The organism is Acidisphaera sp. L21 (assembly GCF_009765685.1).
In the GTDB taxonomy this organism is placed as follows: Bacteria; Pseudomonadota; Alphaproteobacteria; order Acetobacterales; family Acetobacteraceae; genus LMUY01.
In genome coordinates this window covers 33,098-58,917 of sequence record NZ_LMUY01000045.1, presented here as the reverse complement: position 1 = coordinate 58,917, position 25,820 = coordinate 33,098, and the positions used below count along the sequence as shown (strand labels likewise).

The 25,820-nt window shown below is 67.3% G+C and carries 24 protein-coding genes; 15 read left to right on the top strand and 9 right to left on the bottom strand.

Going from position 1 to position 25,820, the window contains the following annotated elements:
- Window positions 1-7: 7 nt before the first annotated feature.
- From GSQ76_RS09920 to GSQ76_RS09905, 4 genes are read right to left on the bottom strand one after another with little or no spacing between them, the layout of a single operon-like run.
- Entirely contained in the window at window positions 8-2,080 is a 2,073-nt protein-coding gene (locus GSQ76_RS09920) for a hypothetical protein (protein ID WP_158743872.1), read from the bottom strand.
- Window positions 2,080-4,725 carry a DUF4159 domain-containing protein gene (locus tag GSQ76_RS09915; protein ID WP_158743746.1) on the bottom strand — a complete coding sequence of 882 codons (2,646 nt, stop codon included), beginning with the start codon at window positions 4,723-4,725 and terminating at the stop codon, window positions 2,080-2,082. Before GSQ76_RS09915 ends, GSQ76_RS09920 begins: the two co-directional genes overlap by 1 nt.
- Entirely contained in the window at window positions 4,722-5,588 is an 867-nt protein-coding gene (locus tag GSQ76_RS09910) for a DUF58 domain-containing protein (RefSeq protein ID WP_158743745.1), read from the bottom strand. The genes GSQ76_RS09915 and GSQ76_RS09910 overlap by 4 nt, the downstream gene beginning before the upstream one ends.
- Complete coding sequence (locus tag GSQ76_RS09905) at window positions 5,585-6,574, bottom strand: MoxR family ATPase (RefSeq protein ID WP_158743744.1); 990 nt, start codon at window positions 6,572-6,574, stop codon at window positions 5,585-5,587. The genes GSQ76_RS09910 and GSQ76_RS09905 overlap by 4 nt, the downstream gene beginning before the upstream one ends.
- 196 nt (window positions 6,575-6,770) lie before the next feature.
- On the opposite strand from GSQ76_RS09905, the gene GSQ76_RS09900 reads away from it, so the two are divergent.
- From GSQ76_RS09900 to GSQ76_RS09865, 8 genes are read left to right on the top strand one after another with little or no spacing between them, the layout of a single operon-like run.
- The gene (locus GSQ76_RS09900) at window positions 6,771-7,376 is read left to right on the top strand and encodes a DUF1285 domain-containing protein (protein ID WP_408836388.1); all 606 of its coding nucleotides are present in this window, start codon (window positions 6,771-6,773) and stop codon (window positions 7,374-7,376) included.
- Between the two features lie 3 nt (window positions 7,377-7,379).
- The gene (locus GSQ76_RS09895) at window positions 7,380-8,000 is read left to right on the top strand and encodes a CoA pyrophosphatase (protein ID WP_254070330.1); all 621 of its coding nucleotides are present in this window, start codon (window positions 7,380-7,382) and stop codon (window positions 7,998-8,000) included.
- Window positions 8,000-8,239: a hypothetical protein gene (locus GSQ76_RS09890; protein WP_158743742.1), complete on the top strand. Its 240-nt coding sequence runs from the start codon at window positions 8,000-8,002 to the stop codon at window positions 8,237-8,239. Before GSQ76_RS09895 ends, GSQ76_RS09890 begins: the two co-directional genes overlap by 1 nt.
- A complete protein-coding gene (locus tag GSQ76_RS09885) occupies window positions 8,232-9,365 on the top strand; it encodes a CCA tRNA nucleotidyltransferase (protein WP_174247319.1) in 1,134 nt (377 codons plus the stop codon). Before GSQ76_RS09890 ends, GSQ76_RS09885 begins: the two co-directional genes overlap by 8 nt.
- Window positions 9,366-9,379: 14 nt before the next feature.
- Window positions 9,380-11,143, top strand: coding sequence for an ABC transporter ATP-binding protein (locus tag GSQ76_RS09880; protein ID WP_174247318.1), 1,764 nt, complete (start codon window positions 9,380-9,382; stop codon window positions 11,141-11,143).
- 56 nt (window positions 11,144-11,199) lie between these two features.
- Window positions 11,200-12,384 (top strand): HlyD family secretion protein, encoded by a 1,185-nt coding sequence (locus GSQ76_RS09875; protein ID WP_254070327.1) that lies wholly within the window; start codon window positions 11,200-11,202, stop codon window positions 12,382-12,384.
- 19 nt (window positions 12,385-12,403) lie between these two features.
- Window positions 12,404-13,990 (top strand): DHA2 family efflux MFS transporter permease subunit, encoded by a 1,587-nt coding sequence (locus GSQ76_RS09870; protein WP_158743741.1) that lies wholly within the window; start codon window positions 12,404-12,406, stop codon window positions 13,988-13,990.
- A gap of 3 nt (window positions 13,991-13,993) precedes the next feature.
- Complete coding sequence (locus tag GSQ76_RS09865; RefSeq protein ID WP_254070326.1) at window positions 13,994-15,556, top strand: DHA2 family efflux MFS transporter permease subunit; 1,563 nt, start codon at window positions 13,994-13,996, stop codon at window positions 15,554-15,556.
- A gap of 22 nt (window positions 15,557-15,578) precedes the next feature.
- Here GSQ76_RS09865 and GSQ76_RS09860 read toward each other — a convergent pair whose 3' ends face one another.
- Both GSQ76_RS09860 and hemF read right to left on the bottom strand, forming a co-directional pair.
- Window positions 15,579-16,118: a helix-hairpin-helix domain-containing protein gene (locus GSQ76_RS09860; RefSeq protein WP_158743740.1), complete on the bottom strand. Its 540-nt coding sequence runs from the start codon at window positions 16,116-16,118 to the stop codon at window positions 15,579-15,581.
- Between the two features lie 44 nt (window positions 16,119-16,162).
- Window positions 16,163-17,032, bottom strand: a complete 870-nt coding sequence (hemF, locus tag GSQ76_RS09855) for an oxygen-dependent coproporphyrinogen oxidase (protein WP_158743739.1) — start codon at window positions 17,030-17,032, stop codon at window positions 16,163-16,165.
- Between the two features lie 111 nt (window positions 17,033-17,143).
- Between hemF and petA the strand changes: the two genes are divergently transcribed.
- Genes petA through GSQ76_RS09835 form a run of 4 tightly spaced genes read left to right on the top strand, consistent with a single transcriptional unit; the run spans window position 17,144 to window position 20,669 of the window.
- Complete coding sequence (gene petA / locus GSQ76_RS09850; protein WP_158743738.1) at window positions 17,144-17,719, top strand: ubiquinol-cytochrome c reductase iron-sulfur subunit; 576 nt, start codon at window positions 17,144-17,146, stop codon at window positions 17,717-17,719.
- A gap of 12 nt (window positions 17,720-17,731) precedes the next feature.
- Window positions 17,732-19,015 carry a cytochrome b N-terminal domain-containing protein gene (locus tag GSQ76_RS09845; protein ID WP_158743737.1) on the top strand — a complete coding sequence of 428 codons (1,284 nt, stop codon included), beginning with the start codon at window positions 17,732-17,734 and terminating at the stop codon, window positions 19,013-19,015.
- Window positions 19,015-19,785, top strand: a complete 771-nt coding sequence (locus GSQ76_RS09840; RefSeq protein WP_158743736.1) for a cytochrome c1 — start codon at window positions 19,015-19,017, stop codon at window positions 19,783-19,785. The genes GSQ76_RS09845 and GSQ76_RS09840 overlap by 1 nt, the downstream gene beginning before the upstream one ends.
- A gap of 5 nt (window positions 19,786-19,790) precedes the next feature.
- Window positions 19,791-20,669 carry an S-methyl-5'-thioadenosine phosphorylase gene (locus GSQ76_RS09835; RefSeq protein WP_158743735.1) on the top strand — a complete coding sequence of 293 codons (879 nt, stop codon included), beginning with the start codon at window positions 19,791-19,793 and terminating at the stop codon, window positions 20,667-20,669.
- Window positions 20,670-20,719: 50 nt separating this feature from the next.
- On the opposite strand, the gene GSQ76_RS09830 is transcribed toward GSQ76_RS09835, so the two are convergent.
- Entirely contained in the window at window positions 20,720-20,869 is a 150-nt protein-coding gene (locus tag GSQ76_RS09830; RefSeq protein WP_158743734.1) for a DUF3309 family protein, read from the bottom strand.
- Between the two features lie 101 nt (window positions 20,870-20,970).
- On the bottom strand, window positions 20,971-21,639 hold the full coding sequence (locus GSQ76_RS09825; protein WP_158743733.1) for a dienelactone hydrolase family protein: 669 nt from the start codon (window positions 21,637-21,639) through the stop codon (window positions 20,971-20,973).
- A gap of 35 nt (window positions 21,640-21,674) precedes the next feature.
- Here GSQ76_RS09825 and GSQ76_RS09820 point away from each other — a divergent pair, with 35 nt between their 5' ends.
- Both GSQ76_RS09820 and GSQ76_RS09815 read left to right on the top strand, forming a co-directional pair.
- The gene (locus GSQ76_RS09820; RefSeq protein WP_158743732.1) at window positions 21,675-21,854 is read left to right on the top strand and encodes a DUF4169 family protein; all 180 of its coding nucleotides are present in this window, start codon (window positions 21,675-21,677) and stop codon (window positions 21,852-21,854) included.
- Window positions 21,851-22,636, top strand: coding sequence for a YdcF family protein (locus GSQ76_RS09815; RefSeq protein ID WP_158743731.1), 786 nt, complete (start codon window positions 21,851-21,853; stop codon window positions 22,634-22,636). The genes GSQ76_RS09820 and GSQ76_RS09815 overlap by 4 nt, the downstream gene beginning before the upstream one ends.
- Here the strand turns inward: GSQ76_RS09815 and GSQ76_RS09810 are convergent.
- On the bottom strand, window positions 22,582-23,754 hold the full coding sequence (locus tag GSQ76_RS09810; protein WP_158743866.1) for a DNA recombination protein RmuC: 1,173 nt from the start codon (window positions 23,752-23,754) through the stop codon (window positions 22,582-22,584). The genes GSQ76_RS09815 and GSQ76_RS09810 overlap by 55 nt on opposite strands.
- A 179-nt stretch (window positions 23,755-23,933) precedes the next feature.
- Between GSQ76_RS09810 and GSQ76_RS09805 the strand changes: the two genes are divergently transcribed.
- Window positions 23,934-25,808: a potassium transporter Kup gene (locus tag GSQ76_RS09805; protein WP_158743730.1), complete on the top strand. Its 1,875-nt coding sequence runs from the start codon at window positions 23,934-23,936 to the stop codon at window positions 25,806-25,808.
- Window positions 25,809-25,820: the final 12 nt, after the last annotated feature.

The window sequence follows — 25,820 nt, the reverse complement described above, 5'->3', positions numbered from 1 at the left end:
TCCACTGTTAGGCAACGCTCTCTCGTCGCCAGGCTGCGAACGCCAGCCCCAGCAACAAGGGCAGCGCCGCCCAGGCCGGCAGCAGGGGAATGGCGTTCACCCCCGTCACCAGGTGGTCATGGTTGCGCCGCAGCCCGATCCAACTCGCACCCGATGTGACCCGGTCCGGCTCGACCGAGCGCAACTCCGGCGCGCCCGACGGCTCCAGCCAATGCACACTGCCGCTGGATGCGCGGGTGATATCCGCCAAATAGGTTCCAGTCGCGCGCAAATCCGCAATTTCCAGCGGGTTACTGCTGCCGGCAGCGGCGAAGGCCGTGCGCGTCCCATCGCTCACTCGCCACACCCCCGGGTCCGGCGCCGCCAGCGTCACGGTCGCGCGCCCGGGTGCCGTCGGCTTCAGCGTCAGCGTCGTCGCCTGCCCACCGGGGGAGGTCGCCGTCACCGGCGGCGGCGGCGCGTCCGACGTCGTGCGCCGCTCGATCGACAGGGTGCCGCCGTCCACGCTGGCCGTCAGCGCCTCTTCCTCCAGCGCAGGCTCCTTCATCAGCCAATGTGCCACCCGGCGCAGCAATTCCGCCTGCGGTCCGCCGCCTTCATGTTCCCGCGACCACAGCCAGATCTGGTCGGACAGCAGCAGCGCCGCCCGCCCTTCGCCAACCCGGTCCAGCAGCAGCAGCGGCTGGCCATCCGGCCCGCTCATCACCGCCTGGCCGCGCGTCGTGTTTGGCACCAGCCGGCGATACCACTCGCCCCAGGCCGGCGTGCCACCCGGCTTGTCGCCCGGCAGCCCGGCGGTCACCGGATGGCGCTCCCCTAGCGCCGTCACCTGCGGGCGGAACGGCGCCTCGATGGTGCTCGCATTGCCGCTCAGCGGCTCGGCCGGCAGCACCGGCGCCAGCGGGCTGTAAGCCAGCGAGCCCGGGCCGCTGAATTCCGGCCCCACCGACAGCAGCAACGCCCCGCCTTGCCGCACGTAGTCCGCAATGTTGCGCAGATAGGGCGGCGGCAGGATCCCCCGGTTGGAGAACCGGTCCAGGATGATCAGATCGAATTCCTTGATCTTCACCTGGAACAGCTCGCGCACCGGAAAGGCGATCAGCGCCAACTCGTTCAGCGGCGTCATGTCGTCCTTCTCGGGCGGCCGCAGAATGGTGAAGTGCACCAGATCGACCGACGGATCCGCCTTCAGCAGCCGCCGCCACGTCCGCTCCCCAGCATGCGGCTCCCCGCTCACCAACAATACGCGCAGCCGGTCGCGCACCCCGTTGATCGACACCACGGCATGGTTGTTCAGATCACTGACCTCGCCTGGCATCGGCGCTGCCGCCAATTCCACCACCGTCGGCCCAGCCCGCGTGATCGGGATCTCGATCGATTGCTCGGTGCCGACCGGAACCTGCACCACGCGCGGGGCCTCACCGTCCCGCTGAATGGTCAGTGGGGCGCTTTGCCCAGCGTGATCCACACCCAGATCATCCACCGCCAACCGCAGCCGAACCGACTTGCCGACGATGCCGTAGGACGGCGCCTCGATGATGCGGATGCGGCGGTCCGTCTGCTCCCCACTGGCCGGCACCAGCACGTGCAGCGGCACGCTCGGCGCCGCCTTGGGGATATCGTGCACCTCCCCATCCGTCAGCATCATCACCCCGGCGAGGCGGGAGCGTGGGATATCCGCCAAGGTCCGGTCCAGCGCGCTGAACAAACGCGTGCCGTCATGCCCGCTTTCCGGCACCGTCACCGTGCGCAGTTCCATGCCGGGCATCTGCGCCGCCTCGGCCTGCAGCTTCGCCGCCGCTTCGTCCACCAGTGCCGCGCGATTGCCCACTGCCATCGACCCGGTGCGATCCACCACCATCACCGCGATGTCGTTCAGCGCCTCCCGCGTTTCCTGTACCAGCCGCGGCCCGGCGAGCCACAGCAGCACCACCGCGAAGCACAGCAGCCGCAGCACGCCACCCCGTGCCCGCCGCCACAACGCCGGCCCCGCCGCCAGCACGCACAGGGCGGCCAGCACGCCCAAGACCCATAGCGGGACTGTTGGGTCGAACCGGACGGCGCTGATGGATTGCAAAATTACTGGCCCAATCGCTCAAGGATATGCGGCACGTGGACCTGGTCGCCCTTGTAGTTCCCGGTCAGTGCGTAGATCACCAGGTTCACGCCGAACCGGTAGGCGAGCGTGCGTTGGCGCGGGCTGCCATCGATCGCGACGGTATTGCGCCCGGCGCTGTCGATGGCCCACGCCGCCGCCCAGTCATGCGAGCCGATCACCACCGGGCTCACATCGTCATTGCTGCGATCACCCTGGCGCTGCACCCAAACCGTGTCGCCATCCGTCCGCCCCGGATACTGGCTCAGCAGGTAGAACGCGCGGGACAACACATGCTCCGTCGTCAACGGCGTCAGCGGCGGGATCGCCAGCCCGGCTGCCGCCGTGCGCAACGCCGCCTGGTCGCCACGGCTGTCGATCAGGATGATGCCGCCATCGCGCATGAACGCGTTCATCGCCGTGATCGCCGCCCCGGACGGAACCTGGCCCGGCGTGATCGGCCAATACAGCAGCGGATAGAAGCTCAGATCATCCGTGCCAGGCCGCACCCCCGCCGGGTCCGCCAGATGCGCCGCCGTCCGCGCATTGACGTAGGTCGCCAGCCCCAACAGCCCCGCCCGGGAAATATCGTCTATCGCCGGATCATCGGACACGACATAGGCCAGCCGGGTCTCCAACGCCGCGCGCCACGGTGGGGAGGGCAGTTGCGCATGCGCCGGCAGCGCCGCCACCAGCAGCAACATCGCTGCCGCAGCCGCCGGCCGCAGCAACCCACGCAGCCGCAGCGCGATCAGCAGGTCGAACGCCAGCAACGCCAATCCTGCTGCCACCAGCCATGCCCCGATCGCCCGTTCGTGCACCCCGCCCGCCAGATCCTGCCGCGCCGCATTCGGCACCGGCGCGGCGGCGTCCAATTTGCCCATCGCGCTGGACAAATTCAGCGCCCGGCGCCCCGCCTGCGGCCCATACAGGCCCGGCGGATGCTGCGGCGACACCGCGGTCTTGGCGAAATCCGCCGCCGGCAGCCCGGCCGCAGCCGGCGGCGGTGGCCCCAGCACGCCAAACCCGTCCAGCGTCTCCGCCGGGCTCAACGGTGCCGCATCCGGGGCCGCGCTCACCCCCGCCGACAACGCCACCAGCCGCCGCAGCATGTCCGGAAACAGGCCGGACAGCGGCAGGTTCGACCAATCCGCATTCGCCGTCACATGGAACAGCACGATCCGGCCCGCCCCGCGCGACGCCTCCGTCACCAGCGGCGTGCCATCCTGCAGCCGCGCCCAGGTATGGTCGGCCAATTGCGCCGACGGCTCCGCCAAGACCTGACGGTTCACGGTCACCTCCGCCGGCACCGTCAGCCCCACGAACGGCGAGTTGGCCGGAAACGCCGACAGCTTGGCCGGTTGGCTCCACGACAGTGCCCCGCCCAACTGGCGATCCTCCGCCAACAACCGCTCCGGCATCAGCGGATCGGGGTTGGCGGGCTGGCCCAGATCATCCGTCGTATCGGCGCTGCGCGGGCCCGCGAAGCGCAGCAGCAGCCCGCCATTTTGCACCCATTTCTGCAGTTCCGGGATTTCGGAGGGCGCCAGCGGCCGGTCGGCAAGAACGATCACCGCGATCTCCCGTTGCAACAGAGTGTGCAGATCGGCACGGCGTAGTTCGGTGAACGGGGCCAGCGCCCGCTCCAGGTAATACAGCGACCCGACCAGCGGCGTGTCCGCCCCGGCCTCCGCCGTCACCAACCCTACCGGACGGCGACGGAATCCCTCATCCAGCAGCAGCGTCGCCCCGGCGGAGGCGGGGCCTTCCAGTACCAGCCGGGTCAGCCGATTGCGCAATTCGGGCGGCAGCACGATCGGCATCTCCGCCTCCGTCGCTCCTTGCGCCGCATGGGCCGTGGCGCGGGCCAACGTGCGTCCATCGCCACTTTGCGCCAGCACCGCCAAATCCGTCGCCACCGGCTCCGGCAGCATCGCCACGCGCGCCACCAGCCGGTCCGCCTCCGCCCGCGGCTGCAGCAGCATCGGCGCGGTGGGCGCGGCCGGCGCGATCTCCGTCACCGAACCAATCGCGGCCAATGCGGTGTGAAACGCCTCATCCCCCGCCGCCGCCACGCCATCTGCGATGTAGACGACTGTGCCGGACACGCCGCGCAATGCCTGCGCCGCAGCGGCATGGTCGGGCGGCCAGGGCAGCGGGTGCAACGCTGCCAGACGCGGCCGCAAATCGGCGATCGGCATGACCGGGGACAAGGTCGGTGCCGCATCCTGGCCGGACCGCGCCGTGGTCAGCAGCGCCGCCGATCTGCCGGCACGCTCCGCCCGGTCCAACGCGGCGTCTGCCGCGGCGATCCTGGCGGCCCAGTCCGGCGCGGCGGCCCAGCCATCATCCACCACCAGCACCAGCGGCCCCGTGCCGACCAGCGCACCCGCCGCATCCAGCACCGGACCAGCCAAACCGACGATGAGCAGCCCCGCCGCCAACACCCGCATCAGCAACAGCCATAGCGGTGTGCGCGCCGCCGTCTCCTCCCGCGGGCGCAGCCCGATCAGCAGCCGGATCGCCGGGAAATCCTGCACCCGCGGCGCCGGCGGCGTCACCCGCAGCAGCCACCACAGCGCCGGCAGGACCGCCAGCGCAACCAGCACCCAGGGCGCCGCAAAAATCATACGATGCCCGCCAACGCCGTATACAAGCTTAACAAGGCCGAAGCGGGCGGCGCGTCCGTGCGATGGGTGGCAAACCCCCAGCCCGCAGCCCGGCACAACGCCGCCAAACCGGCCTGCTGTGCCGCCAATGCCTCGGCATACGCATCGCGAATACCCTCGACCTGCGGCACCAGCATGTCGCCATCCGCCTCCACACCGCGAAACCGCACCCGACCGCTATACGGCAGCAGGGCCTCGGCAGGGTCTAAGATTTGTAACAAATGACCACGCACCGGTATCGCCGCCATCTGCGCGATCACGTGCCGGATGTCGTCCAGCGGTTGCAGGAAATCGCCGATCAGCACCAATCGGCTATGCGCGGGCAGGGCGCTCACCGGCGGCACCCCGCTCCCCGGCCCGTCCGTCGCCAACGCCGCCGCGATGGCGGTCATCGAGCCGCCGGTCCGCTGCCCCAGCAGCCGCACCCGCTCCCCGCCCCGCAGCAGCAGCGACGCCGCGGCCAGCAGCAGCAGCTCCGCCCGCTCCACCTTCTCCGGCATCGCCGCACCCGACCGCCAGTGCATCGAGGCCGAGCCGTCGCGCCACAGATGCACCGTCTGCGCCGCCTCCCACTCCGTCTCGCGCACATAGGTGCGGGGGGATTTGGCGGATTGCCGCCAATCGATCCGCCCCGGCGCGTCCCCCGCCTGGTACGGCCGGAACTGCCAGAAGCTGTCCCCCTGGCCAACCCGGCGTCGCCCATGCACACCCTGCGCAACCGTCGACGCCACCCGCTCCGCCGCCACCAGCAGCGGCGGCAGGGCGGACCCGAGCGCCTCCGCCCGAAGGACTGCCTGGCCGGAACGCGCCGGCGTCGGCTTCAAAGCCGCTTGACCAATCCGGCGATCACTTCCCGCAACTCCACCCCCTCTGCCCGGGCGGAGAAATTCAGCGCCATCCGATGCCGCAGCACTGGCAGCGCCAGGGCCGCCACGTCATCCAACGACGGCGACAGCCTGCCATCCAACAACGCCCGCGCCCGCGTCGCCAGCATCAGAGCCTGCGCCGCGCGCGGCCCCGGTCCCCAGGCCACGTGATGCCGCACGATATCGTCCGCCGCGGTTTCCGGCCGCGCCCCGCGCACCAGCGTCAGGATCGCGTCCACCACGCTGTCGCCCACCGGCACCATGCGGATCAGGGTCTGCGCCGCCAGCAATTGCTCCCCTGTCAGCACCGGCTTGGCGCGGGCCAGCTTCGCCCCGGTCGTGGCCAGCAGCATCGTCCGCTCGTTCGCGAGGTCCGGATACGACACATCCACCTGCAGCAGGAACCGGTCCAACTGCGCCTCGGGCAGGGGATAGGTGCCCTCCTGCTCGATCGGGTTCTGTGTCGCCAGCACGTGGAATGGCTTGGGCAGCGGATGGTCGGCGCCGGCCACCGCGACCTTGCCCTCCGCCATCGCCTGCAGCAGGGCCGACTGCGTGCGCGGGCTTGCGCGGTTGATTTCGTCCGCCATCAGCAATTGGCAAAACACCGGCCCCGGCACGAAGCGGAACGACCGGCGCCCCGTCGCATCCTCGTCCAAAATCTCCGACCCGGTGATGTCGGCCGGCATCAGGTCGGGCGTGAACTGCACCCGCTTCGGCGCCAGCCCCAGCACCGTACCCAGCGTCTCCACCAGCAGCGTCTTGCCCAGCCCCGGCACACCCACCAGCAGCACATGGCCGCCGGACAGCAGGCAGATCAGCACCTGCTCCACCACCTCGTCCTGGCCGAAGATGATCCGCCCGACCTCCGCCCGCGCTGCGGCGGCCTTGGCACCCAGTGCCTCCACCTCTGCGACTAGCCCATTACCCACTGTCACCGACATGCCGCACTCGATCCTTTCGTGCCTGTAGCCAGCAACCCGGGCTCGTCCGGGCCACCCAGCGACCGGTATACTCGCCCAACGCAGGACGGATATGGCGGTCGGGTCTTTGATCGTCAGGGGGATGCTACCTATATCCAGCGGGAACGGAAGCTTTGGCGGGGGTTCGAAACGCGTTGTGAACGGTGCCAAACCTGACTTGCACGATAAACGGGCAGCAACGCCCGCCATTGGCCGGATCGGTGCCATCCCCTCGCTGGCCACGCCGTGCCAGGCGGCGAAGCCTGCCCGGGTGCGCGCGGAATGCGGCGACCTGCCCTTCCTCATCAAGCGCGACGGCACCTGGATGTACCAGGGCACGCCAATCAACCGGAAGGAACTGGTTTGCCTGTTTTCCGGCGTTCTCAAGCGGGAGGCGGACGGCTCGTTCTGGCTGGAAACCCCGGCCGAGCGCGGCAAGATCGAGGTGGAGGATGCCCCCTTCGTCGCCGTCGAAATGGACTGGACCGGCGATGAGCGGGACCAGGTGCTCACCTTCCGCACCAACATCGACCAAATGATCACCGCCGGGCCGGACCATCCGATCCGCGTCGCCCACGACCTATTGACGTGTGAGCCCACGCCCTACCTCAACATTCGTCCCGGCGCGGGATCGGCCCCCGTGGAGGCGCGGATCAGTCGTGCCGTGTATTACGAACTGGTGGCCCTGGCCGTACCCGGCATGCTGCGTGGCCGCCGGGTGCTGGGGGTTTGGAGCTGTGGCGCCTTCTTCTCCCTCGGTGACCTGCCCAATAGCGAGGAATAGCGGTTGGACCTGGACGAACTGCGCGCCCGTCTGGCGCAGCGTGATGGAACCGTGCCCGCCCTACTCGGCGACGCGCTCGCCGCCCCGGCCAACAGCGACGACATTGCCGACCTGGCCCAGCGTATTCTGGTCCCCGCCGCCGTCCTGGTGCCGATCATCCACGGCCCCAATCCTGGTATCCTGCTGACCAAACGCACCTCGACCCTATCCTCCCACGCCGGCCAGGTCGCCTTCCCCGGCGGCCGGCTGGACCCGGGCGAAACCCCGCTGGAGGCCGCCCTGCGGGAGGCGGAGGAGGAAGTCGGACTGCCCGCAAACCTGGTCGAAGTCACCGGCCGGCTGCCCGACTACGTCACCGGCACCGGGTTCAGCATCAGCCCGATTATCGGCCTGCTCGCCCCCGGCTTCGTCCCCATACCCGCGGCGGCCGAGGTGGAGGAAGTGTTCGAACTGCCGCTCTCCGTTCTGCTGGACCCATCCGCGCCGGAACGCCGGCGCGCCGAATGGAAGGGCCGCAAGCGCGAGTTCTGGGTCTGGCCGCACGAGCGGCATTATATCTGGGGCGCCACGGCGGCGATCCTCGTCCATCTCGCCCATCGCCTCCGCGTCGCGGCGACCGTCTGATGCTGCGGGCAGGCGAGGTTTTCCTGGCACTGGCGCCGATTCTCGCTGGCGCATTGCTGTATGGCGTCGTCTACAACCGCCTGCCGACCCGCCGCGCCGTGCTCCTGTTGGCCCTCGCGGAATGCGTCGTGGCCGGCCTGCTGATCTGGACCAGCATCACCGAGTCGATGACCCCGCACGAACCCTACGTCCCAGCGCGCATTCAGAACGGCCAACTGGTCGACGGTCACGGTGGCTAGCACCGCCGCCTTGCTCGCAGACCCGGCAACCCAGCGCCTGCTGGCCGTGCTGCCCACTGCGCGCCTGGTCGGCGGCTGCGTTCGCGATGCATTGGCCGGGTTGCCGCCCGTCGACATCGACCTGGCCACGCCCGACCATCCCGAAACCGTAGCCGCCGCCCTGGTCGCCGCAGGTATCCGCGCCATCCCGACCGGGATCGCCCACGGCACCATCACCGCCATGCTCGGCGGCCGCCCGTACGAAGTCACCACCCTGCGCCGCGACGTCGCCACCGATGGCCGCCATGCCGAAGTCGCCTGGACCGATGATTGGCAGGAGGACGCGGCCCGGCGCGACTTCACCATCAACGCCCTGTCGCTATCGCCCGACGGCGCCCTGCACGACTATTTCGGCGGCGCCGACGACTTGCGCGCCGGCCGGGTCCGCTTCGTCGGCAGCGCGGCGGAGCGTGTGGCCGAAGACTACCTGCGCATCCTCCGCTTCTTTCGGTTCCAGGCCCGCTACGGCACCGGCGAGCCGGAACCGGCCGCACTCGCCGCGATTCGCACCGGCCTGCCCGGCATCGGCCGCCTATCGGTCGAACGGATATGGATGGAACTGAAACGCATCCTCCAAGCTCCCGACCCCAGCGCCGCCCTGCGCCTGATGGCCGATAACGGCGTCCTGGCCGCCACCATCCCCGAGGGCGCCGACCCCGCCGGCGCCACCGGCCTGCCGCCCGACCCGCTGCTGCGCTTGGCCGGACTGCTCACGGGCGACCGCATCGCCTTCGCCACCCGCCTGAAACTCTCCGCCGCCGAGGCCGATCGCCTGGTCGCCCTGGCCGGACCCCCACCGCACGGGGGCGATGCCGATCTCCGCCGCCAACTGGCCGACATCCCGGCGGATATCCTCATCGGCCGCTCCCACCTCGCGCGCCAGCCGCAGGCGATCCGCGATCGGTTGGCCGCCATGCCCCGCCCAGTCTTCCCGCTCGAAGGCCGGGACGTCGTCGCCCTCGGCATCCCGCCGGGCCCCGCCGTGGGCGAGCTACTCCGCCGCAGCCGGCATTGGTGGCTGGCCGGCGGATGCCTCGCCGATCCCACCGCCTGCCGGGCCGAACTGGCGAGGCTGGCGACAGCCTGATAACACGCGGCCCCATGGACGCACGCACCCCGGCCTCCCTGCTGGCCGAACCCGGCAACAACCGCCTGCTGCGCCGCCTCTGGCGCGACCATCTGGCCCGGTATCGCGGCCGAATGTTCGTGATCCTGGTCGTGACCGCCATCATGGCCGGGCTGACGGCGCTGTATCCGCTGGTGATCGACCGCGCCTTCTCCATGTTCGCCGCGCGTGACCGGCGCATTCTGTATCAGGTGCCCGCGCTGGTGGTGATCATCACCGCCGCCAAGGCCGCCAGCACCTACGCCCAAACGGTTCTCACCCAGGGCCTGGTCCTGCGCATCATTCGCGAACTGCAGGCCCGCATGTTCGCCCACCTCACCACCGCCGACCTGTCCCGGGTGGAACGGGAGGCGCCGGCCCAACTCGCCGCCCGCTTCACCACCGACGCCGCCATCATCCGCGAGGCATTGACCCGCGCCATCGGCGGCATCGCCAACGGCATTACCGTCGTGGGCCTCATCGCCTCGATGCTGTGGATGGACTGGGTGCTCAGCCTCATCGCCGCCGCCCTGTACCCACTCGCCGCGCTACCGATCCAGCGCCTGGGCAAGCGCATCCGCCGCGCCTCGGGTGGCATGCAGGAACGCATGGGCGAGGCCGCCGGCATGCTGACCGAAAGCTTCAGCCAAGCCCGCACCGTCCGCGCCTACCGCCTCGAAGCGGTCGAGACCGAGCGGGCCAACCAAGCCTTCGGCCATCTCAACAAGGCGCTGATGCGGATGACCCGCACCCGCTCCGCCGTGGACCCGATGCTGGAGGTATTGGGTGGCGTCGCCATCGCCGCCGTCATGGGCTTCGCCGGCTGGCGCGCCGCGGTCGGCACCAACACCGTCGGCAATTTCACCGGCTTCGTCGCCGCCTTGCTCATCGCCTCCCAACCCTTGCGCGCCCTCGGCTCGCTGAACGCCGCGGTGCAGGAGGGCATGGCTGGCCTGTCCCGCGTCTTCTCCGTCATCGACGAGCAGCCCGGCATCGTCGAGCAGCCCGGCGCCGTCGCGCTACCCGCCGGGCACGGCCGCGTGGTGTTCCAGGATGTGCGCTTCCTATACCCGGACGGGCGGGAAGGGCTGCGCGGCCTGTCCTTCGTCGCCGAACCCGGCATGACGGTGGCGCTGGTCGGCGCATCCGGGGCCGGCAAATCCACCGCCCTGGCGCTCATCCCGCGCCTGCACGACGTCAGCAGCGGCAGCATCACCGTCGACGGTGCCGATCTGCGCCAGGTGTCGCTGCAGAGCCTGCGCGATGCCATCGCCTATGTCGGGCAGGACACCATGCTGTTCGACGACACGGTGGGCGCCAACATCGCCATGGGCCGACCCGGCGCCGACCCGGCCGCCATCGAGGCCGCTGCCGAGGCCGCCGCCGCCGGTTTCATCGCCGACCTGCCCGAAGGGTTCGACATGCCGGTCGGTACCGGCGGCGGGCGCCTGTCCGGCGGGCAGCGCCAGCGCGTGGCCTTGGCCCGTGCCCTGCTGCGCGACCCCCGGATCCTCCTGCTGGACGAAGCGACCTCCGCCCTGGACGCGGAAAGCGAGGCAGCCGTGCAACAAGCGCTGGCCCGGCTGCGCGCCGGCCGCACCACGATCGTCGTCGCGCACCGCCTTTCCACCGTCCGCGACGCCGATCTGGTGGTCGCCATGGCCGACGGCGCCGTGGTGGAGCAGGGCACGCACGCGGAACTGATGAGCAAGGAAGGCCTATATGCCCGCCTGGTGCGCACCCAGGCCTTTGCGACCTGACGCTGGATGTGCGATGACCGAACGGTCACTCGCCTTTCACCGCTGGAGTTGCCCCGTTGAGTCTGGACGAAGAGAAGACCGACCATCAGGACGAGCCCAGCGGAGAGGAGCAATCCCCGGACCGTGGCAAGCCCGGCGGCCAGGACGAGAAAAAATCCTCTGGCAAGGATGGCGCTGCCGAAAAGAAACAGGAGGAGGTCGCCAAGAAATCTTCCCCTTGGGTGAAGATCATCGGTCTCATCGTCATCCTTCTGGCGATCGCCGGCGGCGTTTACTACTACCTCGCCAATCGCGACCTCGAATCCACCGACGACGCCTACACGGACGGCCGTGCGCTGACGATCTCGCCGAAGGTCGCCGGCTACGTCGTGGAATTGCTGGTCAACGACAACCAGCGGGTGAAGGCTGGCGACGTGCTCGCCCGCATCGACCCACGGGACTTCATCGTCGCCCGGGACCAGGCGCGCGCCAGCCTCATCATCGCTCAGGCGCAGAAGGCCGCGGCCGAACTGAACGCCCAGATCGCCCGCAAGAACTTCCCCGCTCGCTTGCTGCAGGCGCAGGGCCAGTTGCAGCAGGCGCAGGGCCAGCTGTTCCAGGCCCAAACCGACTACAAGCGCCAGCATTCCGTCACGCGGGAGGCGACGACGCAGCAGAACGTCGACCAGTCCACCGCACAACTGCAACTGGCCCAGGGCCAGGTGACCGCCGCCCAGGCCGCCGTCGACCAGGCCGAGCCGGTGCAGCAGAACATCGGCAGCGCCGACCAGCAGGTGAGCCAGATCGACGGCCAGGTGAAGCAGGCGGAGGCGCAATTGGCCCAGGCTGAACTGAACCTCAGCTACGCCACCATCAAGGCGCCGCAGGATGGCTGGATCACCAAGCGCAACATCGAAATGGGCAACTACCTGCAAGTCGGCGCCTCGATCTTCTCGATCGTGACGCCGGAGGTTTGGGTCACCGCCAACTTCAAGGAAAGCCAGCTTAACCGAATGCGCCAGGGGCAGAAGGTGACGTTCGAGGTCGACGCCTATCCAGGGCTGAAGCTGGACGGCCATGTCGACAGCATCCAGCTCGGCTCCGGCTCCAAATTCACCGCCTTCCCACCGGAAAACGCCACCGGCAACTTCGTCAAGATCGTGCAGCGCGTACCGGTCAAGCTGATCATCGACCGCGGCATGGACCCGGCGCAGCCCTTGCCGCTCGGCCTGTCCGTGGTGCCCACAGTGACTTTGAAATGAAGCGCATCTGGCCGGCGCCATGACCGAGGACAACACCAAGTCGGACGCCGCGTGGAAGCCCAAGGCCAATCCATGGCTGATCGCCATCGTCGTGACGATGGCGGCGTTCATGGAAATCCTGGACACCACCATCGTCAACGTCAGCCTGCCGCACATCGCGGGCTCCGTCTCGGCGTCCTATGACGATGCCACCTGGGCGCTCACCTCCTACCTGGTGGCGAACGGCATCGTGCTGCCGATCTCGGGCTTTCTGGGCCGTGTCATCGGGCGCAAGCGCTACTTCCTCATCTGCATCGCCATGTTCACCGTCTCGTCCTTCCTGTGCGGCACCAGCACCAGCCTGGGCGAACTGATCATTTTCCGCCTGATGCAGGGCTTCTTCGGCGGCGGGCTGCAGCCGAACCAGCAATCCATCATCCTCGACACGTTCGAACCGGCGCAGCGTGGCAAGGCGTTCGGCGTCGTCGCCGTCGCCGTCATCTTCGCCCCCGTGATCGGCCCGACGCTGGGCGGCTGGATCACCGATAACTATTCCTGGCGGTGGATCTTCTTCATCAATATCCCCGTCGGCATCTTCGCCTTCTTCGCCGTGGCCGCCCTGGTGGAGGACCCGCCCTGGGTGCTGCGCATGAAGGCCAGCGTGCGCGATTTCGACTATATCGGCCTCGGCCTGATCGCCCTGGGCCTCGGCAGCCTGCAGATCATGCTGGACCGGGGCGAGGACGACGATTGGTTCAGCTCCCCCCTCATCGTCACCTGCGCCTTCATGGCGGTGCTGGGCATTGCCGGGGCGATCTGGTGGCTGCTGACGGCGAAGAAGCCGATCGTGAACCTGCGCGCTTTCGGCAACCGAAACTTCGCCGTCGGCTCGGTGATGATCTTCGGCATCGGCGCCATCCTGTATTCCGGCGCGGTGCTGCTGCCGCAATTGGCCCAGCAACGCCTGGGCTACACGGCCACGCTCGCCGGCATGGTGCTGTCACCCGGCGCGATCATGATCCTGTTCCTGATCCCGATCGTCGGCCGCATGCTGCCCTACGTGCAAACCCGCTACGTCATAGGCTTCGGCTTCTTCACCTTGGGCTGCGCCTATAGCTACGCGCATGGCGTGACGCCCGACGCCTCCTTCGGCACGCTGGCGCTGATGCGCGCCACGCAGACGCTGGGCCTGGCCTTCCTCTTCGTGCCCACCAGCGCCATCACCTATTCCACCATGCCCCGATCGCTGAACGGTGACGCCAGTTCGCTCTATGTGATGCTGCGCAACGTCGCCGGGTCGATTGGAATATCTTTGGCGACCGCCGGCATCACCGAGCGAACTCAGGTGCGCCAATCCTACCTGTCGCAGAACCTCAACCCCTTCAACCCGGCCTTCAACGACTATCTCGCCCAAACCGAACATACGTTATTGAGCATGGGCCGGGCCGCAGGGCAGGTGAGTAGCCAGGCGATGGGGATGGCGCTGCAAACGCTGAACCTGCAGGCTGCCGTGCTCGCATACCGGGACGTGTTCGCCTATTGCGCCATTGCTGCGTTCTGCATCGTGCCGCTGACGTTCCTGTTCGAGGCGCGGACCACGAAAGGCGCATCGGGCGGGGGGCATTAGCATTTGAGCGGTAGCAGCGACTGGAAGCCCAAAGCCAACCCGTGGCTGATCGCCCTGGTCGTCACCCTGGCGGCGTTCATGGAGATCCTGGACACCACCATCGTCAACGTCGCCCTGCCGCACATCGCCGGCGCGCTGTCGTCTTCCAATGACGAGGCGACCTGGACGCTCACCTCCTACCTGGTAGCCAACGGCATCGTGCTGCCGATCTCGGGCTTCCTGGGCAACCGGCTCGGCCGCAAGCGCTACTTCCTGATCTGCATCGGTGCGTTCGGCGTCTGCTCGTTCCTGTGCGGCATCGCCAACAGCCTGCCGCAATTGATCATCTTCCGCCTGGCCCAGGGCTTCTTCGGCGGCGGGCTGCAGCCCAACCAGCAATCCATCATCCTGGACACCTTCCCGCCGGAAAAGCGCGGCATGGCGTTCTCCATCACTGCCGTCGCCACCATCGTCGCCCCCGTGCTCGGGCCGACCCTCGGCGGGTGGATCACCGACAACTACACCTGGCGCTGGATCTTCTTCATCAACATCCCAGTGTCCGCGCTCACCTTCTTCGCCGTCAGCACCCTGGTGGAGGACCCGCCCTGGGTCGCCAATGCCCCGAAGCGCAAGATCGACACGATCGGGCTGGGCCTGATCGCGCTGGGACTGGGCTGCCTGCAGGTAGTCATGGACCGCGGCGAGGATGACGACTGGTTCGGCTCCAACTTCATCGTCGGCATGGCCATCGCGTCGGCCATCGGCATCATCGGCGCCATCGCCTGGCTGCTGACCGCGAAGAAGCCGATCGTGAGCCTGCGCGTGATGGGCGACCGCAACTTCGCCCTCGGCTCGTTCACCACCTTCATGCTGTTCGGCATCGTCTACTCGTCGGCGGTGCTCATTCCACAATTGGCGCAAGAGGTGCTGCAGTACAACTCCACCCTGGCCGGCCTGGTGCTATCGCCGGGTGCAGCGCTGGTCTGCTTCACTATTCCGCTGGTACAGCGGGCGATGGGATTCGTGCCGACAAAATACATCGTGGCATTCGGCTTCCTGGTCATGGGCCTGGGCATGACCTACTCGATGATGCTAGTGCCCGATATCGACTACAACACCCTGGCCAAGATCCGCGCCGCGCAATCCTTTGGCATCGCCCTGCTGTTCGTGCCCATCAGTACCCTGGCCTATGCGACCTTGCCGAAGGAGCTGAATGGCGACGCCGCGGCGCTCTATACCATGTTCCGCAACGTCTCCGGCTCCATCGGCATCAGCGCCGCGACCGCGATGGTGACGGAGCGTACGCAGATCCGCACCGCCCACCTCGTCACCCACCTCGACAAGTTCAACCCGGCCTATAATCAGACGATCGAGCGATACCAGCAGACCCTGCTGTCCATGGGCCATGCGGCGGCGACCACGATGGATACCGCCACCGGCCAAGTCTACAAGGCGTTGCGCACCCAGGCGCAAGTGTTGGCGTATTCCGACGTGTTCATGTTCTGCGCCATTGGCGCGTTCTGCGTCGTGCCCTTCGCCTTCCTGTTTTCGAGCGTAAAGGCAAAAGGCGGCGGCGGCGGTCACTAGCGCACCCGCCGCCGGGTTCAGGTCACTGGCCGACGGTGACCAGGCCCTTCAGCCCGTCCAGGATCCCCTGGGACAACGCGCCCTTGGTCACCAGATCCTGCAGCGTGGCGTAGGGACGCTTATCGACGATCTGCTGCGCGCGAACCGGGCCGACGTTCGGCAGGATCTTCGCCAGGTCGGCAGCACCGGTCTTGTTCACGTTCGCCAGCGCAATCTTGTCCTCGATCGCGGCGAACACATTGGACGGGACCGCCTTCTTCTCCAAAATCTGTTGCTTCTCGGTATACGGCCGGTTGGCGATGATCGACTTCACCCGCGCGGGGCCCACGCCGGGCAGCGTATCCAGCGTCTTCTCGTCGGCCGAGTTTACGTCGATCAGCACCGGCCCGGACGGCGCGGCGACGATCGGCTTGGCCGTCGTGGTCGATCGCGTCGGTGCCACCGGCTTCACCGGCGCGGTGATGCCGGGCTTGGCCGGGGCGGTGGGCGCCGTGGTCTGCGCGAACCCGAGTGCGGGTAGTGCGAGCGCCCCGGCCAATAGGACGGCGATACGAAACTTCATGCGTGTGGTCTCCTGTCGGTTCGCAAGTGACACCGATTCCCGATTCAAGGCCAGCGGACTTCCGGCGGCATGCTCATCAGGATCGCCTCCACATTGCCCCCTGTTTTCAGCCCGAACAGCGTGCCACGGTCGTGCAGCAGGTTAAATTCCACGTAGCGCCCGCGCCGCACCAATTGATGATGCCGCTCCGCCTCGGTCCAGCTCTGGTCCATCCGGCGCCGGACGATCGCCGGGTAGACGTCCAGAAACGCCAACCCCACGTCGCGGGTGAACGCGAAATCCTGCTCGGCCCCCTGGCGCTCCAGATGATCGTAGAAGATGCCGCCCAAACCACGCGGCTCGTTGCGATGCGGCAGGAAGAAGTAGCGGTCGCACCACGCCTTGAACTCCGGATAATACGCCGGGTGATGTGCGTCGCAGGCCGCCTGGAACGCGCCGTGGAAGCTGGCCGCATCCTCCTGCGCCGCCGCCGAGTCGGGCCACATCGGCGTGATGTCGCCGCCGCCGCCGAACCAGCCGCGCGTCGTCACGATCATGCGCGTGTTCATGTGCGCTGCTGGCACGTGCGGGCTCTGCGGATGCACCACGACGCTTACCCCGGCAGCCCAGAACCGCGGATCCTCCGCCGCCCCGGGGATGGAGGCGCGGAATTCCGGGCTGAACTCCCCCGACACCGCGGACACGTTCACACCCACCTTCTCGAACACCCGGCCATGCATCAGCCCGATCGTGCCGCCGCCCTCCAGCCCCGGGCGAGTCCATGGGTTGCGGGCGAACCGGCCGGCCGGGCGATCCTGCAGCACGCCGCCAGCATCCTCGATCGTCTCGAACGCTGCACAAAGCCGGTCGCGCAACGTGCCGAACCAGGCTTCCGCGGCCGGTTGCAGGTCGGCATGGGGGGAGGATTGCGGCATTTCAGGGCGCTCCGATATGCAAGCGTAGGGAAATGCGGCCTTGCCGTGTTGCAGGGCCGAAATCCCTCCCGTAGAACAGGCAAAGCCTCGCTTGAGAAGGGTAAACGTTCAATGTCGATAACATCTTCCGACGCGATACCGTTGGCGCCAGGTCATGCCGGGGATGCGACGACGACCAAGCGCGACTTCCTGAAGCTGGTCGCAGCCGCAGGCGCGGCTATCGGCGTCGGCGCCATCGTCTGGCCCTTGGTCGACAGCATGAACCCGGCCGGCGACGTGCTGGCGCTGTCCTCGGTCGACGTCGACCTCAAGTCGATCACCGAGGGAATGGGCATCACCACCGTCTGGCGCGGCAAGCCGATTTTCGTGCGCCATCGCACCGCCGACGAGATCAAGACCGTCGAAGCCGTGCCGCTGAACCAGTTGATCGAACCCGCCAGCGACCAATCCCGCATCAAGGACGGCCACGCGCAGTGGATCATCCTCATCGGCATCTGCACCCATCTCGGCTGCATCCCCCTCGGCAACAAGCCGACCGATCCGCGTGGTGAATGGGGCGGTTGGTTCTGCCCCTGCCACGGCAGCCAATATGACGTGTCGGGCCGGGTTCGCCACGGCCCGGCGCCGGCCAACCTGGCGCTACCGCCGTACGCGTTCGAGTCCGACACCAAAATCAAGATCGGCTGAGGGACAGACAAGATGGCCGGACTACATCAAAGCGATTTCAAGAACCCGGTTCTAAACTGGTTCGACTCCCGTATGCCCATTCTGACGATGATGCAGAAGGAATACGGGACCTTCCCGACGCCGAAGAATTTCAACTACTTCTGGAATTTCGGCGCCCTGGCGATGATCAACCTGGTCATCATGATCGCCACCGGCATCTTCCTGGCGATGAACTACACCGCGCACACGTCCATGGCGTTCGACAGTGTCGAGCGGATCATGCGCGACGTGAACTACGGCTGGCTGCTGCGCTACGTGCACGCCAACGGCGCCTCGATGTTCTTCATCGTCACCTACATCCACATCTTCCGCGCCCTGTACTACGGTTCCTACAAGGCGCCCCGCGAATTGCTGTTCATGCTGGGCGTGGTCATCCTGCTGCTGATGATGGCCACCGCCTTCATGGGTTACGTGCTGCCCTGGGGCCAGATGAGCTACTGGGGCGCCACCGTCATCACCAACCTGTTCTCCGCAATCCCCGTGGTGGGCGAAAGCATCGTCACATGGCTATGGGGCGGCTTTTCCGTCGATAACCCGACGCTGAACCGGTTCTTCTCCCTGCATTACTTGCTGCCGTTCATGATCACCGGCGTGGTGTTCCTGCACATCGTGGCACTGCATATCACCGGGTCGAACAACCCGCTGGGCATCGATGTAAAGACCCCGCAGGACACCATCCCGTTCCACCCATACTACACCATCAAGGACAGCGTCGGGATCTGCGTGTTCCTGCTGGTCTTCGCCATCGTGGTGTTCTTCGCCCCGAACTACATGGGCCACCCGGACAACTACATCCCGGCCAACCCGCTCTCCACCCCGGCGGAGATCGTGCCGGAATGGTATTTCCTGCCGTTCTACGCAATCCTGCGCTCGGTTCCGTCCAAGCTCGGCGGCGTCAGCCTCATGTTCGGCGCCATCGCGGTGCTGTTCGTGCTGCCCTGGCTCGACACCTCGCCGGTCCGCTCGGCTCGCTTCCGCCCCATCTACCGCCAGTTGATCTGGGTGCTGGTGCTGGCGCTGTTTGTGCTGGGCTTCGTCGGCGCCCATCGTCCGGAAGGCATCTGGGTCGTGCTGGGCCGCGTCGCCACCGCCTACTACTTCCTGCACTTCCTGGTGCTGCTGCCGCTGCTGGGCAAGATCGAGAAGCCGTTGCCCCTTCCGGAAAGCATCAGCAGTCCCGTGCTACCCCGCGGACCCGGCGGTGGTGGCGGCCCCATGCCCCACGGCGCCACGGCCAAGCCGATGGAGAAGATCTGATGCGTCTCGCCCTGCTCGCATTGGGTGCCTTCCTGGCGCTGCCCGCTCTTGTTCCAACCGCCCGGGCTCAGGTGATGGACCCCGAGCCGCTGCCCAAGATGCGATGGAGCTTCGACGGACCGTTCGGCACATTCGACCGTGCCGCGGAACAGCGCGGCTTGCAGGTCTGGCAGGAGGTTTGCTCCAACTGCCACTCCATGAAAGAGGCGTATTACCGCAACCTGACGGGGATCGGCCTGTCGGCGGACCAGGTGAAGGCCTTCGCCGCCGGCATCACCATCACCGGCGGCGCGACCGACGATTCCGGCCAGCCGATCGACCGGCCGGCGCTGCCAGCCGATCATTTCCGCACCCCGTTCGCGAACGAGAAGGCAGCGCGAGCGGCCAATAACGGCGCGCTGCCGCCCGATCATTCACTCATCGAGAAAGCTCGTGAAGGCGGCGCCACCTACATTGCTGCCTTGCTGGAAGGCTATCGCGACCCACCGGCCGGCATGAAAATGGGCGACGGGATGAACTACAACATCGCGTTCGAGGGCCGGCAGATCGCCATGGCCCAACCGCTGCACGACGGCCAGGTGACCTATTCCGATGGCACCCCCGCCACGGTGGAGCAGATGTCCCGCGACGTCGCGACATTCCTGACCTACATGGCCAACCCGGAAATGGAGCAGCGCAAGCGCATGGGTGTGCGCATCGTCCTGTTCCTTGCCGGCATGACCGTCGTGACCTATGCCGTAAAGCGGAAAATCTGGTCGGACGTGCATTAAGCATCATGGATAGCATTCAGCCGGTGATCGGCATCATCGGCGGCTCTGGTCTGTATGACATCGACGGGCTGGAGGCCAAGGAATGGCGGCACGTTCCAACACCGTGGGGCGAACCGTCGGACGAATTGCTGTTCGGCAGATTGGACGGCGTGCAATGCGTCTTCCTGCCGCGCCACGGCCGGGGCCACCGCCTCTCCCCCAGCCACCTCAACTACCGCGCCAACATCGATGCGCTGAAACGGTCGGGCGTGACCGACGTGCTGTCGCTCTCCGCGGTCGGCAGCCTGAAGGAGGAGTATCCTCCCGGCCACTTCGTCATCGTCGACCAATTCATCGACCGCAGCTTCGCCCGGGAAAAAAGCTTCTTCGGCCAGGGCTGCGTCGCCCATGTGAGCGTGGCCGACCCAGTTTGCCCCCGCCTGGGCGACGCGCTGGAGGCATCCGCCCGGGATCTAGGCCTGCCGGTAACCCGTGGCGGGACCTACCTCGTGATGGAGGGCCCGCAATTCTCCACCAAGGCCGAGAGTAATCTATACCGGAGTTGGGGCTGCGACGTCATTGGCATGACCAACATGCCGGAGGCCAAACTCGCCCGAGAGGCGGAGCTTTGCTACGCCACCGTCGCAATGGTCACGGATTATGACTGCTGGCATCCGGACCACGGCCACGTCACCGTCGACCAGATCGTCTCGGTCATGTCGAGCAATGCCGACAAAGCCCGCGCCTTGGTTCGCGCCGTAGTGCCCTTGGTCGGGGTATCCCGTGGGCCATGCCCGGCGGGCTGTGACCGCGTCCTGGATTTCTCGATCTCGACGCCCATCAGCGCTCGCGATCCGGCACTGATGAGTCGTCTCGACGCCGTAGCCGGCCGCGTCCTGGGGTAATGGCCACCAGAAGCCCCTCTCCCACGGATGGGAGAGGGGTTTGTCGCGGGCTAGATTCGGCCCAAGACCAGCAGAACGATCAGGATCAGAACGATCAGGCCGATGCCACCGGTCGGTCCCATGCCCCAACCAGCATTGTAGCCATAGCCGCCGCCGCCCAGCAGAAGGACGATAAGGATAATAACGAGGATTGTACCCACGGGTGACACCCCTTCCGGTGTTGCTTGCCGGTTCAGAACGCCGTCAAGCGCCCAGGGTTTTCACGTCCGCGTGCGAATTCGTTAGCATCCAATAATTAGCGTCAGCCAGGTAAATGACGGGCCAGAAAGTCCATCGTCCGCCCACGCGCATGCTCGGCAGCATCCGCGTCGAAGCTCGCCCGCTCGTCACAGCCGAAACCATGGCCTGCGCCCTGGTAGATGTAGATCTCGACGCCAGGTTGAGAGGCACGGATCGCCTCGACATCCGATAGCGGAATGCCGTGGTCCTCGGCGCCAAAATGCAATTGCACGGCGCAATTCGGATGCTCCTCACGCGTCGCCGCAATCCCGCCGCCATACCAGCCAACCGCGGCCTCGAACCGGTTGCTGCGGGTCGCGCCCCACCAGGCAACGGTGCCGCCCCAGCAATACCCGACGATCCCAAGCTTACGCTGCCCCAGCGCGGCGGCGGCAGCATGCACGTCCGCCATGGTGGCCTCGGCCGTTACCTCGGACCGCAGTTCGATCCCGCGCTTGCGGTCCGCATCGCCGTAGCCCAGTTCCACGCCGCGCTGCACCCGGTCGAATAAGGCCGGCGCGATGACCGCGTAGCCCGCCGCGGCGAATTGGTCGCACACGTTGCGCATATGGCCGTTCACGCCAAAGATCTCCTGCACGACAACGAGGCCCTTCACCGCATCATCCGGGCCGGTTTGGTACGCACCCAGCTTATGGCCATCCTCAGCCGCTAGCTCGATCATCCGGCCCATTACGCTTCTCCTCGGTTTCGTGGCAGGCTGCTGCCATGGGTGAGATAGTCAATTTGCGGCAGGTGCGAAAGGACAAGGCCCGAATCGAGAAATCGGCCGAGGCCGTCGCCAACCGTGCTCGCCACGGCCGCACCCTTGTCGAGCGCGAACGCGACCGGCTGGAGGAGGAGCGGGCGCGTCGCACCCTGGACGGCGCGAAGCACGACCCGGCGTGAACTTCGTCGCTGTGAAGCTGGTGTCGCTGGTGGTGCTGCCGTCGGCGCTGCTGGTCGAACTCGTCACCGCCGGATGGCTACTGCGCCGCTGGTGGCTCGGCCGTGCCCTTTTGGCACTGGGCGTGCTGGGCCTCGCCGCGTGCCTGTTACTCCCCGTCGACAGCTGGGCTATTCGCCCGTTGGAGGACCAGTTTCCCCCGATCAACCAGGATCCGCCCCGCCTGGACGGAATCATCGTACTCGGCGGCTCCATCGACGACCTCACCAGCCTGGACCGCGGCACCCCCATCATCGCCGCCGCCGCCAACCGGCTCACCACCTTCCTCATCCTCGCCAAGCGCTACCCGGCGGCCAAGCTGGTGTTCACCGGCGGCTCCGGCCAGATCGAGCAGGTCGCCAACGAGGCGCATTTCGCCCGCATCCTGCTGGCCGATCTCGGCCTGCCGCCCAGCCGTGTGGTGTTCGAGGACAAATCCCGCACCACCGCCGAAAACGCCACCCTCTCGCGCGACCTGGTGCACCCGGCGCCGGGTGAGATCTGGGCGCTGGTCACCTCCGCCAGCCACATGCCGCGCTCGGTCGCGGTGTTCCGCGCCGCCGGGTGGAACGTGCTGCCCTGGCCCGCCGGCTACATCTCCCGCGACAACCTCACACGGCTGTCGCCCTCGCTTGGCGGCAAACTGGCGACGCTGGACCTGGCCGCCCATGAGTGGGAGGGCCTGCTGTATTACTGGCTCGCCGGAAAGACGAACTCGCTGCTGCCAACCCCCGCCAACGACTGATCCAGCGGCGCCGGAGCGATATCGCGGCCCTCCATGTCGCGCAGGGTTCGCTGCATCACGCGCGTCCGCGTCCGCGCATCCTCGATCGTGCGGGCCATGCTGCCGGCGTTGCGGGCCAGGCGCTCCAACACCTCGTCCATCCGCAGCATCTCCTGCCGCGTGGCGCCCAATAGCCGGCCGATCTGCTCCGCCTTCTGCTCCAGCGACAGGGTGACGTAGCCGAGATGCACCGTACGCAGCAGCCCGGGCAGCAACCCCGGACCCATCAGCAACACGCGATGGGTGCGCCCCAGATCATCCACCAGCCCCGGCATCCGCGCCGCCTCGGCGTACAGCCCGTCCGTGGGCAAGTACAGCACCGCGAACTCGGTGGTGCGGGGCGGCATGATGTATTTGCTGGCAATGCGCCGCGCTTCCGTCCGCAACGCGGCTTCCAGCGCACGCCGGGCTGCGCGCTCGGCCTCCATATCCCCGGCCTCCGCGGCTTCGATCAGGCGTTCGTAATCCGCCAGCGGCAGTTTTGCGTCGATCGGCAGCAGTGGGCGCAGATCACCCTGGCCTGGCATCCGGATCGCAAACTCCACGATTCTTCCATCGCCGATCGCAACATTGGCCTCATAACTGCCAGCCGGCAGCAGATCGTCCAGCAACGCGCGCAACTGCGTTTCGCCCCAGCCGCCCCGCGTCTTCACATTGGAGAAGATCCGCTTCAAATCGCCAATCCCGGCACTGACGGCGGCCACTTCGCCCATCGCCTTCTGCACGGCGGCAAATTGCTCCAGCACCCGGCCGAAGCTCGCCGTCATCTGCTGTTCCACCGCGGCGTGCAACTGGCTGCCAACCGTATGCTCGATCGCCAGCAGCCGGGCGGCGCTGGCCTCCGCCATCTCGCGCAACTTGCCCTCCAGCAGCAGCGCCACCCGGCCGGAATTGTCCTGCGCCTCCAGCCGCGCCTGCTCCAACCGGGTCGACAAGGCGCGCTCGCCCGCCTGCATCTGGCTACGGGTCGCCTCCGCCTCGGCCCGCCCCGTGGACAACGCGTGCTCCGCGATCAGCCGCAGATCGCGCACCAGCGTCAGCACCCGGAACACCGCAATTAGCCCGCCCAGCAGCAGCATCGCCGCCACTCCGCCGACCGCCGCCCAAACCTCAATCGGTAAATCCGCCACCCAGTCCCCTCCAGCACCGGCGACTCGCTACACGATTCGGGTCGAGTCTCGCTCTGCTGCGCACCGTGGGACAACCATTCGGGCTTCACAGGCTATATACCGACGCACGCCTGGGAGACCCGCCAAGTATGTCGAACGATGCGTCGCCCCCGGGCGGCAGAAAGGCGTTGCCGCTCGTAGCCCTCGGCGCGTTGGGCGTGGTGTTCGGCGATATCGGCACCAGCCCGCTCTACGCCGTGCAACTCTGTTTCCAGAACGACCCATCGTTCGCACACGACCCGGCATCGATCATCGGCGTGCTGTCGCTGATCCTGTGGTCGGTGATCCTGATCGTCTGCATCAAATACACCGGCTTCATCCTGCGCGCCGACCACGAAGGCGAGGGCGGCACCCTGGCCCTGCTGGGCCTCATCCGGTCGAAGGTGCCCCCGCTGCCCTTCGCCCGGCCGAGCGCGCTCACGCTCCTCGTCCTGCTCGGCTCCGCTCTGCTGTACGGCGACGGCATGGTAACGCCTGCCATCTCTGTCCTGTCGGCAGTGGAGGGGCTGAAACTGGCCAGCCCCGTGTTCGAGCCATTCATCGTGCCCATTTCCGTCGGCATCCTGCTGGCTCTGTTCGTGTCCCAGCATTTGGGCACCGAAAAGGTCGGCCGCTTCTTCGGCCCGATCATGCTGCTGTGGTTCGCCGCCATCGCGGTCCTGGGCCTCGCCGGGGCATGGCAGCACCCCGCCGTTCTGGCCGCCTTCAACCCGATCGCCGGGCTGCGCTTGTTGGTCGGGCACGGCTGGGCCGGTTACGCCGTTCTGGGCGCGGTCATCCTCTGCGTCTCCGGAACCGAGGCATTGTTCGCCGACCTCGGCCATTTCGGCCGCCATCCCATCATCGTCGCCTGGTATGTCGTCGTGCTACCCTCCCTGGCGCTCAGCTATCTGGGGCAGGGCGCCGCGCTGCTCACCGACCCGGCGCAGGCCGCCAACCCGTTTTTCGCCCTGGTGCCGCATTGGGCGCTCTATCCCATGGTCACCCTGGCCACCGTGGCGACGGTCATCGCCTCCCAGGCGCTGATCTCCGGCGCCTTCTCGCTCACCCAGCAGGCGATCAATATGGGGTTCGCCCCGCGCTACGCCGTGGTCCACACATCGGAGAACACGCCGGGCCAGATCTACCTGCCGGTGGTGAATTACGTGCTGATGGTCGGGTGCCTGGCGTTGGTGCTGGGGTTCCGCTCCTCCGACGCGCTCGGTTCGGCCTATGGCCTGGCGGTGATCGGCACCATGACCATCACCTCGATGACGTTCTACGTCGTCACACGCTGCGTCTGGGGTTGGTCGCGCCCGCGTGCGCTGGCCCTGATGGCAGCATTTCTGCTGATGGACGGCGGCTTCCTGGTCGCGAACCTGGCCAAACTCTTCTCCGGCGCCTGGGTCCCGCTGCTGATCGGCGGCGTGGTGTTCGCCATCCTGCTGATCTGGACGACCGGCCGGTCCCGTTTTCGCGAGGCCATGGCGAAGTTGTCGATGCCGCTGCCGGAATTCCAGCAGATGGCGGAATGCTGGCAACAGCGCGAGCACGGCGGCGCAGTGTTCCTGACCGAGAACCCGGACAAGGTCCCGATGATCGGTCACCACGAATGGCTGCGCACCCACGTCACCCATGAGAACGTGCTGCTGCTGCGGGTGGAGACGACGACGCGGCCTCACGTGCCGGAAGCTGAACAGCTGACCATCGAGGATCTGGGCGGCGGCATCTATCGCGGCGTCGCACGCTTCGGCTTTATGCACCCGCCCGTCATGTCGCGCGCCCTCGCCGAGGGTCTGCCGTTCGACTACGCGCGGGCCGTCTTCTTTCTGCCCCTCGTGGTGGTAAAGCCTGCACCAACGTGGTGGCGCGGCATATTCCGCCGGCTCTACCTCTTCCTCGGGCGCACCGGGCTGTCGCCGATCGAGTATTTCGACCTCCCGGTCAGCCAAGTCATCTCCGTCGGCATCGAGTTGAAGCTGTAGCCGGTGTCACAC